This is a genomic window from Simplicispira sedimenti (assembly GCF_022760965.1).
Lineage (GTDB): Bacteria > Pseudomonadota > Gammaproteobacteria > Burkholderiales > Burkholderiaceae_C > Simplicispira > Simplicispira sedimenti.
Genome location: NZ_JAKVIJ010000001.1, coordinates 529,008 through 551,204, shown reverse-complemented (window position 1 = coordinate 551,204; position 22,197 = coordinate 529,008). Strand labels below are relative to the sequence as shown.

The window sequence follows — 22,197 nt, the reverse complement described above, 5'->3', positions numbered from 1 at the left end:
CGTTCTAAAACGGCTTGACCACCACCAGCACGACCACGGCCACCAGCATCAGCACCGGCGCCTCGTTGAACCAGCGGTACCAGCGGTGGCTGCGCTGGTTGGCGTCGCGCTCGAACTGGCGCAACAGCACGGCGCAGTAGCCGTGGTAGGCCAGCACCAGCAACACCACCAACAGCTTGGCGTGCATCCAGCCCTGACCCGGCCCCCAGCCGATGCCATAACCCGCCCAGAGCCACAGGCCCAGCCCTACGGCAGGCACCGCCAGCATGTGGGTGAAGCGCAGCAGCTTGCGCGCCATGAGCAGCAGGCGCTCACGCTCGGCCACCGAACCTGGCGTCACCATGGCCAGGTTCACAAAGATGCGTGGAAGGTAGAACAGGCCCGCAAACCAACTGGCCACGAACACGATGTGGAAGGATTTGACCCAGAGCATCGCGCGAGTGTAAGCGCGCTGGGCCCACCGAAAAAAAGGCCCGACAGGGTGGCTGCCGGGCCAGTAAAGCCCAGGGCCGAAAAAGCCACCAGGCCCCGCTCAGGGAGGAAAAAGCGGGGGGCAGCAGCGCTGCCCGATGTAAATCTAGCACCACGGACAGCGCGGTTCAACCCAAGCCGGGGGAATGCAATCCCATGCGGTGTGCAATCAGGCACAATTTTCCCCATGCACCTCTCCAGCCCCACCCCCTTCCCCGCCAGCCGCCCGCGCCGCCTGCGCCGCGACACCTTCACCCGCAACCTCGTGCGCGAGCATGCCGTCACGGTCAACGACCTGATCTACCCGGTGTTCGTGCTCGACGGCGCCAACCGCCGCGAGGCCGTGGCCTCCATGCCTGGCGTGGAACGCCTGAGCCTGGACCTGCTGCTGCCCGTCGCCGAAGACTGCGTGAAGCTCGGCATCCCGGTGATGGCGCTTTTCCCCGTGATTGACGCCAGCCTCAAGACGCCCGACGGCAAGGAAGCGCTGAACCCCGACGGCCTGGTGCCGCGCGTGGTGCGCGCCCTGAAGAAGGAGTTCCCCGACCTGGGCGTGATGACCGACGTGGCCCTCGACCCCTTCACCAGCCACGGCCAGGACGGCCTGCTGGACGACACCGGCTACATCCTCAATGACGCCACGGTGGAAGTGCTGGTCGGCCAGGCGCTGACCCAGGCCGACGCCGGTGTGGACATCGTCGCACCCAGCGACATGATGGATGGCCGCATTGGCGCCATCCGCGATGCGCTGGAGGCCCATGGCCATGTGCACACGCGCATCATGGCCTACAGCGCCAAGTACGCCAGCGCCTTTTACGGCCCGTTCCGCGACGCCGTGGGCTCGGCCGCCAACCTGGGCAAGAGCAACAAGAAGGTCTATCAGATGGACCCCGGCAACAGCGACGAGGCGCTGCGCGAGGTGGCGATGGACATCGCCGAGGGCGCCGACATGGTCATGGTCAAGCCCGGCATGCCCTACCTCGACATCGTGCGCCGCGTGAAGGACGAGTTCCGCGTGCCCACCTTCGCCTACCAGGTGTCGGGCGAATACGCCATGCTCAAGGCCGCCGCGCAGAACGGCTGGCTGGACCACGACGCGGTGATGCTGGAGAGCCTGCTGGCCTTCAAGCGCGCAGGCGCCGATGGGGTACTGACCTACTTCGCACGCGAAGCCGCTCGGTTGCTACAAAAACAATAGCTGTTGGCGCTTTACTCATGAGCGCCAAGGCCATTTTGAGCCAAATTCCCTGGGCGCCATGACCCACCCCGCAACTGCTCGCCCCTCGCTCGCTGCATTGGCAGCGACCGCACTGCTGTACATGGCGGTGGTGCAGGCGATGGACACACCGCTCCACGGGCAGAGCGACACCCATTTGCTGCACCCAGGGCCAGGCCTGGCCCTGGCGCTCTGGATCTGGGGCAGCGCCAGACTGGCACCGGGACTGTGGGTCGGCGCCCTGTTGGATGCTGCCTTGGCGGGACTGTCGCCCTGGGCGGCGCTGGCCGAAGCCATGGGCAGCCTGGTCGCGGCAGGCGTGGCCAGCCACTACCTGCAACGCCGCAGCAGCTTTGACCGCGACCACCCCAATTTCCACGTGGTGCGCCACGTGCTGCTGGGCGCCTGTGGCCTGGGGGCCGGTGTGGGCGCGCTCGTCGCCAGCGGCATGCTGCTGTTGACAGGCGAGGTGTCCCTGCGGCACGGCTTGCTGCATGCCATGGAGTGGTGGATGGGCGCATCCCTGGGCATGCTGCTGTTCAGCCCCTTGGTACTGGGCTACCGACGTGCCCTGAAGTCACCCCAACCACTGCGGCGAGTCAAGGAAGGCCTTGCCGTCTGGCTGGGTGCAGGAATCGCTGGGGTACTGATCTTCGGCAACCCTCAGAACGAACGCATTGCCGCCATCGCCAACGCCTACTGGATGTTCCTGTTCGTGAGCTGGGCAGGTGCGCGGCTGGGACTGCTACCCACCATGGGGCTGGTGAGCCTGGTCGGATTGCAGGCACTGTGGGGCACCTACCAGGGCACGGGCTTTTTTGCCTCCGATCTGGCCACCACCCATGGCTTTGGCTACTGGTCGTACATGATGATTCTCGGCACGGCAGGCCTGTCGCTGGGCGCCTACATGGCCGAGCGCGCATTGCAAACCACGGGCCTGCGCATTGCCGCCACCGCCTTTGAATGCCAGGAGGGCATGCTCATCACCAACCGCGATGGGCTGATCCTGCAAGCCAACCAGGCCCTCTTGCACCTGACCGGCTACGAGCTGTCTGAGGTGCTGGGCCGTACACCCCATTTTTTGTGCGCCGCAGGGCATGAAGCCAAACCCGCCGATCTGGCCTCGGCCTTCACCCCCCGGCGCAATGTGCAACGGCGCACGCGCATTGCACGCAAGTCCGGAGAGAGCTTCCCGGCCTGGGTCACCGTGACCCCGGTAGCCGACCCGAACGGCCACGTGAGCCACTTTGTCATCAGCATGAGCGACATCACGGACCTGCAAGAGCTGGAACAACGCCGAAGGGAACAAGAGCGCGCCCAGCGCGACACCCTGGTGCGCGAAGTGCACCACCGCATCAAGAACAACCTGCAGGGCATCATCGGCATGCTGCGTGCGCTGGACCACCAACACCCGGCACTGCACGGCCCCATCAACCAGATGGTCGATCAAATCCACAGCATTGCCGCCATTCACGGATTGCAGGCAAGCCGCACCTCCGAAGAGGTGCGACTGTGCGAACTCACACGCACTGTGGCCGAAGGCGTTGCGCACAACTGGAACACGCCCATCCACGTGGACATTCCATCGCCCTGGCGACCCTGCCGGTTATCCAACCAGGAGGCCGTTCCCGTGGCCCTGGTGCTCAACGAGCTGATCGTCAACGCCGTCAAACACGGCGGCCAGGCACACCAGGACGTGCGCATCCGCCTGCGCAAAGGGCAAGACGAGGAGCATGTGGAAATCACGCTCTCCAACCCCGGCCGCTGGCCCGCGCCACACCCTCCGACGCCCGCCACCGGACGCGGGCTGGACTTGGTGCAGGCCCTGCTGCCGCGCTCGGGCGCCAGCATCTCCCGCAGCCAGGCCGCTGACCGCGCTGTGGTCCACCTTGTCCTGTCCCCTCCCGTGATCCATGCCGAAAGCATCCTCCATGACCTCTGAATCCGCCGCGAACCCCGCCCACTTGCTGCTGGTGGACGACGACCGATTGATCCTGGCAACGCTGTCCCGGGGCCTGCAAGACGTCGGCTACCGCGTCAGTTGCGCCGAATCCGCAGAAGAAGCCCAGGAAATGCTCACCAGCGGGCTGCGCCCCGACCTGGCCCTGCTCGACGTGCGCCTGCCCGGCGCCGACGGCCTGAGCCTGGCGCAGCGGCTGTGCGAACTGGACCACATCCCCTTCGTCATGCTCAGCGCCTACAGCGATGAGGCCACGGTGCAACGTGCGGCCAACCTGGGGGCGCTGGGCTATCTGGTCAAGCCGCTGGACACCGCCAGCATCCGCCCCACGCTGGAGGCCGCCCTGCAGCGCGCACGCGAGCAGGCCCAATTGCGCCTGAACCGTGACCAGTTGCAAACCGCACTGCACAACGACCGCGACATCAACGTCGCCATCGGCATCACCATGGTTCAGTACCGCCTGACGCGCCAGGCAGCGTTCGACATGCTGCGCGCCGCCGCCCGCTCCCAACGCCGCAAACTGGCGGTGCTGGCCCAAGAGGTCATCCAGACCAGCGAATGCGTGTTGCACGGCAGCAAAGATGAGGGCGTTTGATCCAGCTCAGTCGTATGGGCGACACGGGGGCTTGCGCGTTTACACGGATTGCCGGTTAATACGCCCGGTGTAAGCATATGTACTCGCGGCGCTGCCCTGGCCCTTGCTGCGCCGCCGCCCTGAGGCCCCGAACATGCCTCGCAACCGCTGCCGTGGTCCGCGAACGGCAGCACCCAACCAGGTTGCGCTCGCATGTTCTGTCCCATCCAACGCCACAACCCAGCCCTCCCACGCGCACACAGCGTTGCCTGTGAATGCGCTGCGGCGTCGCCTCGCATGGAATGGTCCTGCCGATGCTGACCCAGCGCAGTACCGCAGACGTCCCTGCCCAGGCAGGGGCGGCCTGGCTGGATGGGCTGTGGCACCGCAGCCTGGCACCCCAGATCCACCGCTGGCGCATAGGCACGCGCCTGGCCGCCATGATGGCGCTGGCCGCTGCGGTCGCCGTTGCGCTGACCGCCTGGGGCGTGCGCGGCCTGGGCGAGTCGGCCGAAAGCCTGCACCGCGTGTACCAGGAGCGCATGAAGCCGGTGCGCATGCTGTCGCAGATCGCCCAGCACATGCTCGCCAATCAGCACCAACTGCAGATGGCGCTGGCACGTTTGCCGCTTTCCGGCCATCCGTCCACAGGCCGCAGCGCCGCGCAACTGGATGCCGCCACCGCACACAATGCGGCCAGCGCCATCGAGCGCAATGTGCAAACCATCGACACGCTGTGGCACGCCTATGTGGAACGCATCGCACCGAACAGTGCCGAGCAAGGACTGGCCGAGCGCTTTGCCCGCAAGCGCGCCGACTACCTACAACTCGCCATGGCGCCCGCACTGGCCGCGCTGCGCAACCTGGACGCCGCGCAAACCCTGGAACGCGCGGCCAGCGCACGCCAGTACTACGAGCGCGCCAATGAAGACATTCAAGCGCTGATCGACCTGCAGTTTGACAGTGCCCTGGCCGCCTACGAGACCGGCATGCTGCGCTACCAGAACACGCGCACCCTGGCCCTGATCGCGCTGCCCACGGCCATGCTCGCACTGGGCTTGCTGGGGCTGTGGCAGATACGCTCCATCACACATCCGCTCAGAGCCGTGATTGCCGTGTTCCACCGCATGGCCCAGGGCAGGCTCGATTCGGCCATTGCCGTTCCCGGACGCGACGAGGTCAGCACGCTGCTGAACGAACTTCAAACGCTTCAGTACCGCCTGGCCGACAACGAACGCGCCATCCACCGACTCGCCTACTACGACGTGCTGACCGACCTGCCCAACCGGCGGCTGCTGCGCGAGCGCATCGAAGACGCACTGCAGACACGCACCGCGCCTTTGGCACACCGGGCCTTGCTGCTGCTGGATCTGGATCACTTCAAGACCATCAACGACACGCTGGGGCACGAGGTGGGCGACGAGCTCCTGCGCGAGACCACCCAGCGCCTCCAGGCGGTCGTTCAACCGCCGCATTTCGTCGCGCGCATTGGGGGTGATGAGTTTGTGGTGTTGACCGGTGCGCTGGATACCGACTACAGCCACGCACTGGCCTGTGCCCATGCCCTGGCGCAGCAGATTCTTTCGGCCCTGGCGGCCCCGTGCCAGATGGCGGGACACACGCTCCACGGCAGCACCAGTATCGGTGTGTGCATGTTCCGCCCGGGCAACGCGACCATCAAGGAGCTGCTCAAGCGCGCCGATCTGGCCATGTACCAGGCCAAGAGTGAAGGGCGCAACCAGGCGTGCGCCTTTGACCCGGCCATGCAAGCCCGGCTGGAGGAGAGCACCGCGCTGACCGCCGCCCTGCACCAGGGGCTGCAGAACGCTGAGTTTTCCCTGCACTTCCAGCCCCAGGTGGATGCCCAAGGTCACCCGCTGGGCGCCGAAGTGCTGCTGCGCTGGAAGCACCCACAGCAAGGGCTGATACCGCCCTCACGCTTTATTCCCCTGGCGGAATCAAGCGGCTTGATCGTCCCCATCGGCCACTGGGTGTTGCGACAGGCCTGCATGCAACTCAAGGTCTGGGAAGCTGAGCGTCACACGGAGCGACTGGAGCTGGCAGTGAACGTGAGTGCGCGCCAATTCCGCCAGCCCGATTTCGCCATGCAGGTAGTGCAGGCCCTCCAGGAGACCGGTGCCAATCCTTCACGCCTGGTACTGGAGCTGACGGAAAGCCTGGCGATGGAAGATCTGGACGACACCACCACCAAGATGGAGCTGCTGCGTTCCCATGGAATCCGCTTTGCACTGGACGACTTCGGCACCGGCTTTTCTTCGCTGTCCGTGCTGCGGCAGTTGCCGCTGCAGGTGCTCAAGATCGACGGCAGCTTTGTGCGCGACATCGCATCGCACGGTGGCAGTGCCCCCATCGTGAGCACCATCATGGGCCTGGCACGCGACCTGGGCCTGCAGGTGGTCGCCGAGGGCGTGGAGACCTTCGCCCAGCACCAGGCGCTTCGCACACAGCAATGCCCCTGCTTTCAGGGCTACCTGTTTTCCCGGCCCCTGCCCCTGGCCGAATTTGACAACTGGCTCCACGCCAGCATTTCCCTTGCCACGAGAGACCAACCATGAGCCGCTTCAAAATCTCCACCCGGGTCGGCGTTCTGGCCCTGTTGCTGTCCTTGCTGACCGTTTTCGTCGGCGCTCTGGGTCTCTGGGGCATTGCCCAGGCCAACCAGGCGCTGCAAACGCTGCATGCCGAGCGCATGGCCGCCACGGCCGAAATCGGCAAGATACAGGCCCTGCTCATCCAGCAACGTCTTTTGTTGGCGGTCTCTCTGGTCACGCCGGACGAGGCGACCATTCGCACCAATACGGCCATGGTCGAGACAAACATCGCTTCCATCACATCGATATGGAAGTCCTATGAATCGCGCCCCCACGCCGAAGACGAAACGCGCCTGGCCAAGGATTTCCTCACCCACCGCACACGCTTTGTCCAGGAGGGCCTGCTGCCCACGGTGGCAGCACTGCGTGCGGGCGATGTGACCCTGGCACAGTCCCTGGTGGTGCAAAAGGTGCGGCCACTGTATGAGCCCGTAGGGGCAGGCATCGAAGCGCTGGTGCAATGGCAAGCCCAGGCGGGCCAGCAGGCCTATGCGAACGCCGTGGAACGCTACACGCTGGTGCGCAATCTGGCACTGGGCGCCATCGTCGGCGGCTTGCTGTTGGCGGCATGGTTTGCGCTGTCTCTGGTGCGAGGCATTTCGCAGTCCCTGGGGCAAGCCATCAGTGCAGCGCAAACCGTGGCCCAGGGCGATCTCAGCCACCCGGTGGTCGTACAGGGACGCGACGAAACGGCCCAGGTTCTGCATGCCATGACCCAAATGCAGCAGCAGCTGTCCGACACGGTGCGCACCATCCACCAGGGTTGCGAGAGCGTGGCCAGTGCTGCAGACCAGATCTCCAGCGGCAGCCACGACCTGGCCAGCCGCACCGAACAGCAGGCCAGTGCCCTGGAGCAGACTGCCGCCGCCATGGAGCAGCTCAACGCCACAGTCCAGCAAAACACGGCCCACGCCCAGGAGGCGCGCAAGCTCGCACTGGATGCCAGCGGTGTGGCCGAGCGTGGGGGCGAGATGATGGACCGGGTGGTGGCCACCATGCAGGGAATCCATGCCTCGTCCGGCCGCATCGGGGACATCATTGGCGTCATCAACGGCATTGCTTTTCAGACCAACATCCTGGCGCTGAACGCCGCCGTGGAAGCCGCCCGCGCAGGCGAACAGGGCCGGGGCTTTGCCGTGGTGGCCAGCGAGGTGCGCGCCCTGGCCAAGCGCTCGGCCGACGCCGCGCACGAGATCAAACAACTCATTGGCGCCAGTGTGGAACGCGTGGCCCAGGGCACCGAGCTGGTGAACCAGGCCGGAACCACCATGGAGCAGGCAGTGCAGGCCATCGGGCGTGTGACCGCACTGGTCAGCGACATCAGCGCAGCCGCGGCAGAGCAAAGCACCGGCATGGGCCAGATCGGCGAAGCGGTGCAGCACCTGGATCAAACCACGCAGCAGAATGCGGCCCTGGTCGAAGAACTGACCGCCGCGGCGCGCAGCCTGCAAGACCAGACTGCCGCCCAGGTCCAGGCGTTGACCGTCTTCAGGCTGGCCGGGGCCGCGCACACTGAGCCGCAGCGCCTGAGTCCTGAACCTGCTGCGCCGCAGCCCCTGCCCGCGCTGCGCGCCCCCTCGCATCGGCCCGCGCTGGCGGCCTGATCGCTACCCAAGCGGGCCGCACAAGGGCTACGCAGGCAGGCGCTGCAAGGGAACGTGCAGCCCCTGCGCAGGCAGGCGGCTGCCCGCCTGCTGCACTGCCTCTGGGACGGGAGCGCTGTGCTGCTCTTGCCCCAGACGGAATACCTCCACGGACTGCACCAGCTCCAGCGCCTGGCCCTTGAGGCTGGTGGCGGCAGCGGCCATCTCCTCGACCAGCGCCGCATTCTGCTGCGTGACCTGGTCCATTTGCACCACGGCCTCCCCCACCTGGCTGACGCCCTGGCTCTGCTCGGTGCTGGCTGCGCTGATCTCCCCCATGAGGTCGGTCACCCGGCGCACGGCCGCCACCACCTCCTGCATGGTGGCGCCGGCCTGGTCCACCAGCGCGGTGCCCGCTTCCACGCGCTCCACGCTGGTGCCAATGAGCTGCTTGATCTCCTTGGCCGCGGTGGCCGAGCGCCCCGCCAGGGCACGCACCTCGCTGGCCACCACGGCAAAGCCCCGGCCCTGTTCGCCTGCGCGGGCGGCTTCCACGGCGGCGTTCAGCGCCAGGATGTTGGTCTGGAAGGCAATGCCGTCGATCACCTGGATGATGTCGGCAATGCGCTGGGAGCTTTCGTTGATGCCCTTCATCGTGTGCACCACCTGCCCGACGACGGAGCCCCCGCGCACGGCCACCGTGGTGGCGGACATGGCCAACTGGTTGGCTTGGCGCGCATTGTCGGCGTTCTGGCGCACGGTGGAGTTGAGCTGCTCCATGGACGCTGCCGTTTGCTGCAAGGCGCTGGCCTGTTGCTCGGTGCGTGCGCTCAGGTCGTTGTTGGCCTGGGCGATCTGGCTGCTGGCCGAGGCCACGCCCTCCGAGCCCGAGCGCACCTGCGAAACCACGGTGCGCAGGCTCTGCAACATCTGCTGCAGGGCAAGCAGCAACTGAGCCGTCTCGTTGCGGCCCTGGGCCTGAATCTGCACGCCCAGGTCACCAGCGGCCACCGCACGCGCCACGTCCACCGCACGTTGCAGGGGCACGGTGATGGCCCGGATGATCCAACTGGCCAAGACCCCTGCCACCACCAGCGCCAGCACGATGCTGATCCATACGGCGTTCTGGATGGCGAGCACCTGTGCCTGTGCGCCCTTGACCGAGCCGTCCAGCAACTCCGTCTGGAAGACAACGAGGGTGTCTATGCTGCTGAAATAGGCGTCCAGCACCGGACGCACTTCGGTCATCAGGAAGGTGCGCGCACCCGCCGGGTTGCCTTCGCCGATCAGGGCCATGTAGCGGTTCTGCGCTTCGGTGTAGCGTGCGCGCTGCGCCTCGATGGCGGAGAGCAGTTCCTTGCCGCGCGCGGTGGTGATCTCGCTCTTGAGCCGCCCCAGCAGCTCACCGATCTTCTGGCGCGAGGCCAGAATCGCGCCTTGTTGGCGCTTTTGCTCCGCAGCGTCTTCCACCAGCGCGATGTTGCGCATGCCGATGGCAATCTGGTTGAGCTGACCCTTGACCTCGTTGAGCATGGCCACGCGCGGAATGCGCTGGTCGGTCACGGTGCGAAAGTCATCCTGGATGGCACTGCTGCGCCACAGTGCCACGGCCCCCAGGGCCATGATCAGGAAACCCATGATGGCAAAACCCAGAATCAGCCTTGCCGAAATCTTCATGTCGCTCAGATTCACGGAACACCTCCTCGCGGGTACAGGGCGTTGAGTTGCAGGAGGACGTTGTAACGCCGTTTTATTTCAAAGACAAGTTATTTGTGTGAAGCTCCCGCAACGCCTCCCGCAGGCCACCTGCCCGTACCGGTTTGCCGCTAGCATCGAACCCCACGCACCCGAAAGCCCCCACCGATGGATCTCAAACCTTTGATCACCTTGCTGGCCATCGTCAACCCGCTGGCGATCGTGCCGTTCTTCATCCACTACACGCAGGGGTTCTCACAGGAGCAGCGCCAGCGCACCATCCGCACGGCCTCGTTCAGCGCGTTCTGCGTGATCGCCGCCTGCGCCTTGCTGGGCCTGCAAATCCTGGACTTCTTCAGCATCTCGCTGCAGAGCTTTCAGGTGGGCGGCGGCATGCTGCTGCTCATCAGCGCCATGAACATGCTCAACGCCCAGCCCGCCGAGGCCAAGGCCAACACGCACGACCTGGAGGAAGGCGCCGAGAAGGCCGCCACGGGCTCCAGCATTGCGGTGGTGCCACTGACCATTCCGCTGCTCACCGGCCCGGCCACCATGTCCACCGTGGTGATCTACGCCGACCGCGCACAGACCTTCTGGCAGCACGCCGCACTGGTGGGCTACGGCGTGGTGATTGCCGCCGCCACGGCGGTGTGCTTTTCGCTCGCCGAGCCGATTGCGCGTGTGCTGGGCAAGACCGGCATCAACGTCATGACCCGGCTCATGGGCCTGATCCTCGCAGCCCTGGCGGTGGAAGTCATGGCCGAGGGCCTGGGCAAGCTGTTCCCTGTACTCCACCCCGGCTGAAAGGCTGGCGCCAAACCACCCTGCCATGGCACACCGCCTGCTGCTGCTCGAAGACGACCCCGCCATCGCCCGCACCGTGGCCTACTGCCTGGAGCGCGAGGGCCTGCAGGTGTTGCACAGCCTGCTGCTGCAGGACGCGCGGCGCCAACTGCAATTGCAGGCCTTTGACCTGCTGGTGCTCGACGTCGGCCTGCCCGACGGCAGCGGTCTGGACCTGCTGCGCGAACTGCGCCACGCGCCGGCGGGCCTGCGCACGGCCACCGCCACGCCCGTGCTCATGCTCAGCGCCCAGGGCGAGGAAATCGACCGCGTGCTGGGCCTGGAACTGGGCGCCGACGACTACCTGCCCAAACCCTTCAGCCCACGCGAACTGGCCGCCCGCGCCAAGGCCTTGCTGCGCCGCAGTCAGTTGCCGCGCACCACCCACAGCGCCCCCACGGGCCAGGGACTGGAGCACGACGAGGCCGGCCAACGCATCCTGCTGCACGGTCAGGCGCTGGCACTGACGCGGCGCGAATACCTGCTGCTGGCCCACCTGCTGGCGGGCGCCGGGCGCATCCACACCCGCGAAGCCCTGCTCGCCGCCGCCTGGGGCGACGACAGCGACAGCCAGGACCGCACCGTGGACACCCACATCAAAACCCTGCGCGCCAAACTGCGCGAACTCGACCCCACGCGCGACTACATCCGCACGCACCGGGGCATGGGGTACTGCCTGGATGTTTGAAGCCAAATTGGCCTCCAGCGCTTATCTGGCGGGCGCAAGCAGCTATCCTTTTTGAACCATGCGCCTCGGTATCCGCCTGCTGTTCGCGTTCTTTCTCATCAACGGCATTGCGGCCTTTTTTGTGCTGCGGGTGTTCACCGCCGAGATCAAGCCCAGCGTGCGCGAGGTGATGGAGGACATGATGGTGGACACCGCCTACCTGCTGGCCGAACTGGCCAGCGAGGACCTGGCCGCCGGGCACCTGCCGCAGGGGGGCGCACGCAGCGCCTTTGCGCGCCAGGTGGAGCGCTATGCCCAGCACCCGGTGCAGGCGCCGATCTGGGGCTTCACCAAGCAGTCGCTGGACTACCGCGTCTATGTGACCGACGCCAAGGGCAAGGTGGTGTTCGATTCGCGGCACGAGGCCGAAGGGCAGGACTTTTCGCAGTGGCGTGACGTGGCGCGCACGCTGCGTGGCGAGTACGGCGCCCGCATGACACGCGAGGTGCCGCAGGACGACGGTAGCGGCGTGATGCATGTGGCCGCACCCGTGGTGGCGCAGGGCCGCACCATTGGCGTGCTGACCGTGGCCAAGCCCGTGCGCGCGGTGCAGCGCTTCATCGACCGCGCCGAGCACAAGGTGCTGATGGGCGGCGTGCTGCTGTTGCTGCTGTCGGCCGCCGTCGGCGTGGGCGTGACGCTGTGGATGGTGTGGAACGTGCGCCGCCTGCGCGACTACGCCCTGAGCGTGCAGGGCCCGGCGCTGGGCGAAGCGGCCAGCGCCGCCCCACAGCCCCTGGCCGTGCCCGCCGTACCGGGCGAACTGGGCGACCTGGCCCGCGCCATGGACCGCATGCGCGAACGGCTGGAGGGGCACGACTACGTGCAGGCCTATGTGCGCGCGCTCACGCACGAACTGAAAAGCCCGGTGGCCGCGATCCGCGGCGCGGGCGAGCTGCTGCAGGACGAGCTGCCCGCCGCCGACCGCAGCGTGTTTGCCACGCAAGTGGTGCAGCAGAGCGAACGCCTGCAGCGCCTGATCGACCGGCTGCTGGAGCTGAGCAAGCTCGACCAGCGCCACCACGCCGACAGCCCCGGCCCCGTGGCGCTGCGCGACTGTGCCCAGGCCGCCCTGGCGCACAGCCAGGCACGCGCGGCGCAGCGCGGCATGGCCCTGGTGCTGCAGGGCGAGGGCGACAGCGGCCCCTGGGAGGCCGAACTGGTGACCCTCGCGCTGACCAACCTGCTGGACAACGCCATGGACTTTGCCCCGCCCGGCAGCACCGTGCGCGTGGAACTGGACGGCGCCCGCGTGGCCGTGCAGGACGCAGGCCCCGGCGTGCCCGACTTTGCCCTGCCCCGGCTGGGAGAGCGCTTCTTCACCACCGCGCGGCCCGGTGGCGAGCGCAGCGGCTCGGGCCTGGGCCTGGCCATTGTGCGGCGCGTGATGGCGCTGCACGGCGGGCGCATGCACATTGCCAATACCCAGCCCGGCCTGCGCGTGACGCTCGACTTCAGCCGCTGAAGCGAAGCACCCCCTTGTCGCCTTCGGCGCCCCCTCTCCCCCTGCCCTCTCCCACCAGGGGAGAGGGGTCACACCTCCCCTGCCCCCTTGCGGGGGAGGGGTCGGGGGAGAGGGGACGCTCCCGGCGCGTCGGGTCGGACCTTGCGCGGGAGCCCGGGCTCGGGGCACGCCAGTGTCATAGGTCGCTGGTGCTGCGTTCGCGGAATGGATGACTGAAGTGAACGCAGGGCACTTCACACCCGCCTCACAAACTTCATGCAGCCCACACGGTGCAGCGGGAGACTGCCCTGCACTTTTCACCGTGGAGGACATCTTGAAGAACATCTGGTTTGGCAAACTGGCCGCGCTGGCGGCCATCGTGCTGGTACTCGTCATCGGCCTGGGCATGATCGAAGCCGTGGTGCGCGACCGGCAGCACTACCGTCACCTGACCGAGCAGAGCGTGGCCGACAGCCTGGCGGGCGCGCAGACGCTGATCGGCCCGGTGATCCACAGCGCCTGCGTGGAGAGCTGGGACGTGGAAACCGGCAAGGGCGACGAGCGGCGCATGGTGGAGCAGCGCCGCGAGTTCCGGCTCACGGCCATGCCGGAGACACTGCGCCTGAACACCGACGCCGCGATGCAGGAGCGCGCCCGGGGCGTGCACAAGGTCAACGCCTTCAGCCTGCAGACGCGCATCCAGGCGCAGTGGGGGCCGCTGACGGCACTGCAACCGCAGTCCAGCATCCAGGGCTCGCGCATGCAATGCGGCGCGCCCATTCTGATGCTGGCCGTGGCCGATGCGCGCGGCATTCGCACCGCGCAGTTGGAGGTCAATGCCCAGGAGTTGGCGCTCAAACCGGGCACCTTCCACCCCACCTATGCACGCGGGCTGCACGCCAGTCTGCCCGAATCGGTACGCGGCGGGGCCGAAGGCCTGCAGGCCACACTGAACCTGGAACTGGTGGGCACGCAGCAGGTCTCCATCGTGCCGCTGGGCGGGCGCACCGAGGTACAGATGCAAAGCCCCTGGCCACACCCCTCGTTCTCGGGGCGCTTTCTGCCCACCGAGCGCACGGTGCGCGCCGACGGTTTTGAGGCGCAGTGGCGCCTGTCCTCTCTGGCCACCACGGCAGCGCAGGACATTGCCGAGTCCAAGCCCGTGTGTACCAGTACCCCAGGGGAAGACAACCTGGCCTACGCAGGCGCAGCGAACCAGCCACACGGCTGCGTGGACAGCTTCAGCGTCGCCTTCATCGACCCGGTGAACCCGTATTCGCTGTCAGACCGGGCGACCAAGTACGGCGTGCTGTTCATCGCGCTGACCTTTGTGGCCGTGGGCCTGTTCGAACTGATGGGAAATGGCCCCCACGCTGCGCCGCTGCGCGGGTCGCTGCCCCCCGAGGCGGCCGCGTTTTCATCTTGGGGCGGCCCGGCGATGAAAACCCTGCGCGTGCACCCCGTGCAATACCTGCTGGTGGGCAGCGCGCTGTGCAGTTTCTTCCTGCTGCTGGTGAGTCTGTCGGAGCACCTGCCCTTTGGCGCGGCCTATGGCATTGCGGCCATGGCCTGCGTGCTGCTGCTGGGCTACTACGCCACGCACATGCTGGGGAGTGTGCGCCGGGGCCTGCCGTTCGGTGCGGGCATTGGGGTGCTGTACGGCATGCTGTACGTGCTGCTGCAACTGGAGCAAACCGCCCTGGCTGTGGGAGCGGTGGCCTTGTTTGCGGCGCTGGCCACGGTGATGGTGCTGACACGCCGCGTCAACTGGTACGGGCTGACGGCCACCCGGCCCACCGAACGCCCCACCGCCCGCACGGAGGCCGCATGAACACCCACGCCCCTGCCATGGCGGCAACGGCCTGGGCGCAGCACCTGGCGGCGGCCCCCGCCGCGCCCACCCGCCTCAGCCCCCAGGAAGCGCTGCGCGTGCAGCGCTACCAGGAACGCATGCTCGCAGCCCTGCAAACGCGCGACCGCTGCGCGCTGCGCGCCACGCAGCAGGAGGTGCTGCGCAGCGCCTATGCAGCCAAGACGCCCCCGGCCTTGCGCCAGGCCTTGCGGCTGCTGGTGTGGCACATGGCGGCCTGCTTGCCGCTGCGCCAAGATTTATATGAAACAGGGCTCTAGCGCCCACCATGCAAGCGCAAATAGCTATTATTTTGATAGCGTTTGCGCCGTTCCGTGGGCTGCATGGTAGTGACCGCCCTGCCCGGCCAGCGGCGCAATGAGGGCGGCGTCGATGGCGCCAAAGGGCAGCACGCTGCCGCCCCGGCGCTGGGCGAAGGCCTGGGCATCTTCGCGCGTGGCAAAGGCCGGCAGGTTGCCCGCGCGCATGGGGCCTTTGGCCGTGGAGCCGTGCACAAACCAGGCGCTGCCAGCGTCCACCCACTGGCGGCTGGGCACGTCGGTGACGTAGCGCGCAATGATCTGGGCGGCGCTGCGCCCTGGGCTGTAGCGCTCCACGTCCTGCAGGTACATGAAGAGCGAGAGCGGCGAGTCAAAAAACTGTGCGTCGCCGTTGTCGAAGATGACCTGTGCCGCCCAGTCGGGCGCGCGCGCGGGGAACATGCCGCAGACCGGGCAGCGCACATCGGCAGGCACCGGCCGCGCGGCGTGCATGGGCAGGCCCGAGGCGCGGTCATACGGCGTGGGCGGCGCGACGATGCAGACATCGGGCTCCAGCGCCGCTTCGGGATTGCCACCGCCCAGCCCCTGCCACACGCCCACCTGCCAACCGCCCCAGCCCAGCAGCAGCGCCAGCACAGCGACGCCCGCCACCACACGGAGCGTGCTGGCAGACAAGGCAGGGCTGGCGATGCGAGCGGGCATGGTGGGAATGGCGGGGAAGTCCTACATCCGGGTGTCGTGCAGCGCGCCGCCGCTCAGGTCCACCATGTCGGCCTTGATGTCGCCAAAGCGCAGCACCTTGCCGCCATGCTCGGCGGCGAACTTGGTGGCGTCGGCCTCTTGCGCAAAGCTGCCGATGGTCGGCCCCATGGAGCCGTGGCGCTTGCTGCCCAGCACGTAGAAGGCAGTCTTGGCGTCGATCCAGTGGCCTTGCGGCTGGTTCCAGTCGGCCTTGCCCATGTCCTGCACGTACACGGCCTGCACGGCACGCACCTGCTCGCCCGCCAGCAGGGTGCTGAACAGTTCCACCGTGTCGCAGAAGAAGCTGGGCTTGTCCTGGCCCGCGAAATGGATCTGCGCCTTGGGGCCGGGGTAGTCGGCCAGCAGCATGCCGTCGAGTTCGCAACTGGTGGAGCGATCGACCTCGACCGGCGCCAGCGAGCGCTGCTGCGCGGCCTGCTCGCTGCAGCCGGACAACAAGCCCAGCGGGGCGATGGCGGATGCAGCGGAAATGGCCGCCCAGCCCAGCAGGCGGCGGCGGCAGGAACAGTGGTATGTCATGGCTTGAACCTCCAATGCGCCAGAGCCAGTGGCACTGCAATCCAGACCAGCATGGCGCCGCCCATCTTCAGGGGGCTGCCCATGGCGGGGGGCACCACGGTGGCCAGTCCGTACAGCGTGCGCACGTCTTCCAGCGAAAACACATTCAGGATGCGGAACACATCCGCCGGGTTGAGCAGCAGCAGCAGCGCAAAGGATTCGCCGCCAAAGCGCCCGCCGCTGCCCACCAGCACGCCCAGCAGCAACAGGTCGAACACCAGCACAAAGAAGAACCAGGTGGCGATGGCCAGGCCCGAGGCACGCGTGCGGTCGCGCGCGAGCACCGACAGCAGCACCGCCAGACTCAGAAAGGCCAGGCCCAGCAGCACCGAGCTGAGCATGAAGCCGAAGTAGTGGTACATCGAGGCCCAGCTCATCTGCCGGGACAGCAGCACCGCCACCATGCCGAAGCCCGCCAGGGTGGACAGCGCCAGCGCCGCCGCCAGGCCCAGGTATTTGCCCAGCAGCAGCTCCAGGCGGGTGATGGGCAGGGACAGCAGCAGGTCGAGCGAACCGCGCTCGCGCTCGCCCACGATGGCGTCAAAGCCCAGCAGCAGCGCGATCAGTGGAATCAGGTAAATGACCAGGCTGACCAGGCTGGCGATGGTGAATTCGATGGAGCGAAAGCCCACGGCGCCCTGCTGCGCGCCGCCGAAATAGGCGATGACGAGCGAGAACACGGTGAACACCAGCGCCACCGCCAGCACCCAGCGGTTGCGCATGCGGTCGCGGAATTCCTTGGCGGCAATGGTGAAGATCTGCGTCAGTTCCATGGGCCGTCTTTCAGTCTGCAAAGCCGAAGAACACATCTTCGAGCGAGGGTTCGAGCATCTTCAGGTCCTGCACGCGCGCACCCAGTGGCGCCAGGGCCGCCAGCACCGCCATCTTGTGCGTGCGCGGGCAGCGCAGGCGCAGGCCGGTGGGCAGCACTTCGGGCGTGATCCCCGTGGCCTGCGCCAGCAGGCGGCAGGCCTCGGTGGCGTCCTGTGGCGCCAGGTCGATGGTGAAGCACAGCGGCATCTGGGTCTGCTCGCGCAGCGCCTGCACGCTGCCCACGGCCTGAACCTTGCCCGCGGCCATGATGGCCAGGCGGTCCACACGCTCCTGCAGTTCGGCCAGGATGTGTGAGGTGATGATGACCGTCACGCCATCGGCCTGCAGGCCGCGCAGCGTGGCGTAGAAGTCGCGGATGGCCTGGGGATCCAGGCCGTTGGTGGGCTCGTCCAGGAACAACACGCGCGGCTGGCCCAGCAGGGCCTGGGCAAAACCCAGGCGCTGGCGCATGCCCTTGGAGTATTCACGCACGGGCCGCTGCCCTGCATGCTGCAGGCCCACGCGCTCGAGCACGGCCTGGCATTGCGTCTGGGGCGCATGTTTGAGGCGCGCGAAAAAGCGCAGCGTCTCCAGGCCGCTGAGGTTGTCGTACAGCACCACGTTCTCGGGCAGGTAGCCCAGGTGGCGTCGGGCTGCGCGAAAGTCGCGCCCACCCACCTGGGCACCACCCACAATGATGCTGCCCTGCGTGGCGGGGACGAGGCCCAGCATCATCTTGAACAGCGTGCTCTTGCCTGCACCGTTGTGGCCGATGAGGCCAAAAATCTCGCCACGCGGGATGTCGAGGTCCACGCCATCGACGGCGTGCAGTGCGCCGTAATGTTTGCTCACGCCACGCAGTGCAACTGCGGCGTCCTGCGCTGCAGTGTCACTGGCTGGGGAAATGCTTGCCACGCCATTCGCTCCATTGTTGGTGGGTTGGTTGCATGCGGGGTTTGGGGTCCACGACCGAGGGCACACGCAGCACGGGAAACTGCTGGCCCACCAGGCGCAGCGCCTGCACCGCTGGGCTGGCCAGCAGCAGCTTCATGCTCGGGTGCTTCCAGGTGAGACGGTCCACCATGTCGTTGGCCTCATAGGGCACATCGCCCCGGCTGTCGCCGTCACGGTCCCAGCCCAGGTAGTTGCTCCAGTGGTTGCCGCCTTTCACGCCCCAGCGCTCGTCCCGCGAGCCCACATAGCGCACCTGCTCGCGGTTACCGATGAAGTCATTACCCTCGACCTCATTGCGCGTGGAACCCGCCGACAGGTGCACGCCCACCACGTTGTCCACCACCAGGTTGCCGTTGAGCTTGATGTACTCCACGTCGTAGATGAAGAAGCCCCGGTTGTTGCCGGCCACGATGTTGTTCTCAATCACCGCATCCTGGAGGGTGCGCAGCATGATCCCGTGGTCGGAGTTGCCCCAAGCGCGGTTGTTGCGCACCACCTGCTCACGCACTTCCATGAGGGCCAGGCCACCGCGGTTGTAGAAAGTATCGTTGTCCTCCCACAGGTTGTAGTAGGAGTTCATGTAGTGCGTGCCATAGCGGCTGCGGTGCAGCTTGTTGCCCTTGAAGACGGCATGGTGCGACACGTCCACATACAAGGCATCGCGCACGAAGCTGATGTTGTTGCGGTAAATGCGCGCACCTTTGGTGTTGTAGAGCTGGATGCCGTTGCCGCGCTGGGACGATGCGTACTCCCGCTTGCCCGTGATGAGGTTCTCTTCGATCAGCACGTCATCGGCCTTTTCGATCCACAGGCCGAACAGGTTGTAGGTCAGATCGCAACGCCGCACCACCGCCCGGTGGGCGCCGGGGTAGAGATAGATGCCCGCGTTCTGGTCTTTCAGGCTGTCGCCGGAATCGCGAACGATCAGGCCCTCAATCACCACGTCGGGTGCCGTGACCCGGATGGTGTCGCCCTGGTTGCCCCCGCTGAGGGTGGGCCGGTCAATGCCGCGCAGCGTGAGTGGCTTGTCGATCAGCAGGTTGACGTGGTACATGCCCCGCGCCACCTCGATCACGTCGCCCGGCGCGGCGGCCTTGACGGCAGCCGCGAGGTCCTGGCCCGGTTGCACCGATACGGTGGCCGCCCAAGCGATGCCCGCACCCCACCAGCCCAGCAGCACGGCACAGGCCGTGCGCAGTAGGACACCTGTCATAGGATCAGCAGACCCAGCGTCTTGAGCGCCAGGAACAGTGCTGCACCGATCAGCAGATTCTTGAATCCGACGTAGCTCATCATGTCCATCACGCTGGCCGCACGGTAGTTGCCGCGCCACCAGACACCGTCCTTCACATAGCGGCGACCTGACAACCGGATCAGCACTTCATAGACGCTCCAGCCGAACCACCAGCCGATGATGGCGCCCGAGGACAAATGCCCCAGGGCCGCCATGACCCAGGCCACAGTGGCAGCCACCGCCAGCGAGAAGCCCGCCACCTGCAGCGCGCGCTGGCTGTGCCAGCCTTCCGTGCTCCAGGGCCAGAGGTGATCGCGTACCTCCAGCATGATCCACCTGAGGCGGGATTCACCCGCCTTGTGGAAGGGTGCCACAGGTTCGGTAGGCATGCGTGGGTCGGGGCCATTCGCGGCCTTGGCGCTGATCTGCGCCTCAAAGCTGGTGTCCGGATGGATCGGGATGAAATAGCCGTTGGCCCCGATGGGAGTGATCTCCAGACCGTCTTTCTCGCGGCGCTTGCGCTCCTTGGCCAGGGGCGGGCAACCCTTCACATCGGTGTACAGCACCATGCAGTCCAGGCAGTGCAGGCACTCGCGGTGGTCGATGCGGCCATCGGCATCGATGGCCTGCGCGCCGCAGCCCACGGCACAGGCCTTGCAGCTATTGCAGTCCTGCTTGCGCTTGAGGCCGAACCAGCGGAAGGTACTGGGCATGGCCAGCGACGCGCCCAGCGGGCAGATGTACTTGCAGTACGGCCGCTCGATGAAGATCGACACACCCAGGATGGCCGCCACGAACAGGCCGTAGGGCCATGCGCGGTTCATCACACCGACCAGGAAGGTGGTCTTGAACGGCTCCACCTCGGCCAGCTTCTCGGCCATGCCCATGGAGAACATCGACACCGCGAGCAAGACAAAGAAGACAGCGTACTTGAGCCACTTGAGACGGTCGTGCCACTTTTGCGGCAGCTTGGTCTGGAAGCGCCCCAGGCCCACCAGACGCGCGATCTTGTAAATGGATTCCTGCAGCGAACCAAACGGGCACATCCAGCCGCAGAACAGGCCGCGCCCAACCAGGAACACGGTGACGATGATGAAGATCCAGAACAGGAAGATGAACGGATCGGACAGGAACAAGGACCAGGTCCACTGGAACAGGATCGAATGGAACCAGGTCAGCACCTGCGTGATGGAGGGCTGCGCCATCAGGCCAAAGCCCACCCAGGCCATGCTGATGGCCCAGAAGCTGTACTTGAAGCCGTTGACCGGCCACTTGTTCTTGTGGGTGGACAGTCGCGTGAGCTTCTCGCGGTAGGCATACACCACCGTGACTGCCACAAGGACCAGCGCGAACAGGGCAATCGAGACCGCCTGGGACTTCCACACGCGCACCCAAGGCGCATCCGGCTCGTCCACCTTGGGCCGTCCGCCCTCCAGCATGGCAGCGGGCAACCAGTACTTGGATTCAAAGACGGCAAAGCTGCGATGCCCGGTGGCACGGTCCACGCGGTTACCCAGGAAGGCCAGCTTCCAGGGGTAGGCCGCCGAGAACGACTGGGAGCGGATCACGAAGATGGCCGACTCGGTGTAGCGCGGCGCACCTGCGGCCTCCAGACCATAGAGGTTGTAGGAATCCAGATCGCGGAAGGTGAACGAATCCGCGCCCTGCTTGACCTGCACGCGGTCGTAGATACCGCCGCGCACAAAGCCCGAGCCCTTGAAGGACTCGGCCCCTCCCGTGCGGACGATGAAGAACGCGCTTTCCTCCGGCTTGAGGCGCGAGCGCAGGTTATCGAAGCCGTGGTTGCCCAGCAGGCTGCGACCCACATCGGGGTGGTTGAGATCGCCAAACCACAGTTCGATGAACGGTTCGGGGTTGCGCTCCAGCCCCACCTGTTCGGGCTTGACGAGCAATCGCTGCACCGCGCCCATTTCGACGAGCTGCGCCCAGTCGTAACGCTGGCCATTGGTCGCAAAACGCGCGGGATCACGCACCGTGGGCGCGATGATGCCGGTCTGGCGTGCCACGGCGGAGCCCGAAAGCATCATCACCTGGTTTTGCGCGATCACGGTCACGGTGGCGCCGGAGATGGCGTCCACACCGATCACTTCTTCCTCGGGGCGCGAGGGACCGACCTCCAGCTTGTCGGTGACGGACTTGCCCAGGTACTGGTTGTTGAAATTCACCAGCGCCGACTCCGGGATGCCGAGCAACAAAATGGGCTCGGAATGCTTGAGCACCTTGACGCCCACGAAGCGCCCCTGGGTGTCCATCCCGATCAATGTGACCACCGGCTTGCCCGAGTAGGCGGGCGTGTCGGTGATGTCGGTCGAGAGCATCACATAGCCCAGCAACTTCTTCTGGGCCGAATCATTGTCATAGGCCTCCACATACGGTGGCTGCCCCTTGCGCTGCGAAAAATGCCCTGCGCCCGGAAACACCTCGGCGCAGGGCAGCAATGCACACATATCAGGCGCCGTGTTGGCACCCTCCGGTAGCTCGGCCTCGTAAGCGCCCGCATGGACTTGCGGAGCAAAAAGCGACAGCGCCAGAAAAAAAGCGACCCCGAGGATCGCGAACCGATGACCGAGCAGAAACATCACACTTTCCTATCAAGGAGG

General features: G+C 66.5%; 18 protein-coding genes. 10 read left to right on the top strand and 8 right to left on the bottom strand.

The window, feature by feature from the left end:
• Nucleotides 1-4: 4 nt before the first annotated feature.
• Nucleotides 5-433, bottom strand: a complete 429-nt coding sequence (locus MJ602_RS02475) for a CopD family protein (protein WP_162017674.1) — start codon at nucleotides 431-433, stop codon at nucleotides 5-7.
• A 225-nt stretch (nucleotides 434-658) separates the two neighbouring features.
• Here MJ602_RS02475 and hemB point away from each other — a divergent pair, with 225 nt between their 5' ends.
• The 5 genes from hemB to MJ602_RS02450 all read left to right on the top strand — a co-directional run bounded on the left by hemB (nucleotide 659) and on the right by MJ602_RS02450 (nucleotide 8,437).
• Entirely contained in the window at nucleotides 659-1,669 is a 1,011-nt protein-coding gene (gene hemB, locus MJ602_RS02470) for a porphobilinogen synthase (protein WP_243019256.1), read from the top strand.
• Between the two features lie 58 nt (nucleotides 1,670-1,727).
• Nucleotides 1,728-3,629: a PAS domain S-box protein gene (locus MJ602_RS02465; protein ID WP_243019255.1), complete on the top strand. Its 1,902-nt coding sequence runs from the start codon at nucleotides 1,728-1,730 to the stop codon at nucleotides 3,627-3,629.
• Nucleotides 3,619-4,242, top strand: coding sequence for an ANTAR domain-containing response regulator (locus MJ602_RS02460; RefSeq protein ID WP_243019254.1), 624 nt, complete (start codon nucleotides 3,619-3,621; stop codon nucleotides 4,240-4,242). Before MJ602_RS02465 ends, MJ602_RS02460 begins: the two co-directional genes overlap by 11 nt.
• Nucleotides 4,243-4,535: 293 nt before the next feature.
• Nucleotides 4,536-6,797, top strand: a complete 2,262-nt coding sequence (locus MJ602_RS02455) for a putative bifunctional diguanylate cyclase/phosphodiesterase (RefSeq protein WP_243019253.1) — start codon at nucleotides 4,536-4,538, stop codon at nucleotides 6,795-6,797.
• Nucleotides 6,794-8,437, top strand: coding sequence for a methyl-accepting chemotaxis protein (locus MJ602_RS02450; RefSeq protein ID WP_243019252.1), 1,644 nt, complete (start codon nucleotides 6,794-6,796; stop codon nucleotides 8,435-8,437). Before MJ602_RS02455 ends, MJ602_RS02450 begins: the two co-directional genes overlap by 4 nt.
• Nucleotides 8,438-8,464: 27 nt before the next feature.
• Here the strand turns inward: MJ602_RS02450 and MJ602_RS16710 are convergent, their stop codons facing one another.
• Nucleotides 8,465-10,108, bottom strand: a complete 1,644-nt coding sequence (locus MJ602_RS16710) for a methyl-accepting chemotaxis protein (RefSeq protein ID WP_341474717.1) — start codon at nucleotides 10,106-10,108, stop codon at nucleotides 8,465-8,467.
• Nucleotides 10,109-10,279: 171 nt separating this feature from the next.
• On the opposite strand from MJ602_RS16710, the gene MJ602_RS02435 reads away from it, so the two are divergent.
• The 5 genes from MJ602_RS02435 (at nucleotide 10,280) to MJ602_RS02415 (ending at nucleotide 15,255) form a co-directional block, all read left to right on the top strand.
• The gene (locus MJ602_RS02435; protein WP_243019251.1) at nucleotides 10,280-10,915 is read left to right on the top strand and encodes a MarC family protein; all 636 of its coding nucleotides are present in this window, start codon (nucleotides 10,280-10,282) and stop codon (nucleotides 10,913-10,915) included.
• Between the two features lie 25 nt (nucleotides 10,916-10,940).
• On the top strand, nucleotides 10,941-11,642 hold the full coding sequence (locus MJ602_RS02430) for a winged helix-turn-helix domain-containing protein (RefSeq protein ID WP_243019250.1): 702 nt from the start codon (nucleotides 10,941-10,943) through the stop codon (nucleotides 11,640-11,642).
• 58 nt (nucleotides 11,643-11,700) lie between these two features.
• Nucleotides 11,701-13,146: a two-component system sensor histidine kinase CreC gene (gene creC / locus MJ602_RS02425; protein WP_243019249.1), complete on the top strand. Its 1,446-nt coding sequence runs from the start codon at nucleotides 11,701-11,703 to the stop codon at nucleotides 13,144-13,146.
• 313 nt (nucleotides 13,147-13,459) lie between these two features.
• Entirely contained in the window at nucleotides 13,460-14,956 is a 1,497-nt protein-coding gene (creD, locus tag MJ602_RS02420) for a cell envelope integrity protein CreD (RefSeq protein ID WP_279235675.1), read from the top strand.
• Nucleotides 14,953-15,255, top strand: coding sequence for a hypothetical protein (locus MJ602_RS02415; protein WP_243019248.1), 303 nt, complete (start codon nucleotides 14,953-14,955; stop codon nucleotides 15,253-15,255). Before creD ends, MJ602_RS02415 begins: the two co-directional genes overlap by 4 nt.
• A gap of 27 nt (nucleotides 15,256-15,282) precedes the next feature.
• On the opposite strand, the gene MJ602_RS02410 is transcribed toward MJ602_RS02415, so the two are convergent.
• From MJ602_RS02410 to MJ602_RS02385, 6 genes are read right to left on the bottom strand one after another with little or no spacing between them, the layout of a single operon-like run.
• Entirely contained in the window at nucleotides 15,283-15,957 is a 675-nt protein-coding gene (locus tag MJ602_RS02410) for a nitrous oxide reductase accessory protein NosL (protein WP_243019247.1), read from the bottom strand.
• A gap of 21 nt (nucleotides 15,958-15,978) precedes the next feature.
• Nucleotides 15,979-16,536 carry a nitrous oxide reductase accessory protein NosL gene (locus tag MJ602_RS02405; RefSeq protein WP_243019246.1) on the bottom strand — a complete coding sequence of 186 codons (558 nt, stop codon included), beginning with the start codon at nucleotides 16,534-16,536 and terminating at the stop codon, nucleotides 15,979-15,981.
• Entirely contained in the window at nucleotides 16,533-17,348 is an 816-nt protein-coding gene (locus MJ602_RS02400; RefSeq protein ID WP_162017688.1) for an ABC transporter permease, read from the bottom strand. Before MJ602_RS02400 ends, MJ602_RS02405 begins: the two co-directional genes overlap by 4 nt.
• Before the next feature lie 10 nt (nucleotides 17,349-17,358).
• A complete protein-coding gene (locus MJ602_RS02395; RefSeq protein WP_243019245.1) occupies nucleotides 17,359-18,303 on the bottom strand; it encodes an ABC transporter ATP-binding protein in 945 nt (314 codons plus the stop codon).
• A complete protein-coding gene (locus MJ602_RS02390; protein ID WP_243019244.1) occupies nucleotides 18,278-19,555 on the bottom strand; it encodes a nitrous oxide reductase family maturation protein NosD in 1,278 nt (425 codons plus the stop codon). The genes MJ602_RS02395 and MJ602_RS02390 overlap by 26 nt, the downstream gene beginning before the upstream one ends.
• A complete protein-coding gene (locus tag MJ602_RS02385; protein ID WP_243019243.1) occupies nucleotides 19,552-22,176 on the bottom strand; it encodes a NosR/NirI family protein in 2,625 nt (874 codons plus the stop codon). Before MJ602_RS02385 ends, MJ602_RS02390 begins: the two co-directional genes overlap by 4 nt.
• Nucleotides 22,177-22,197: the final 21 nt, after the last annotated feature.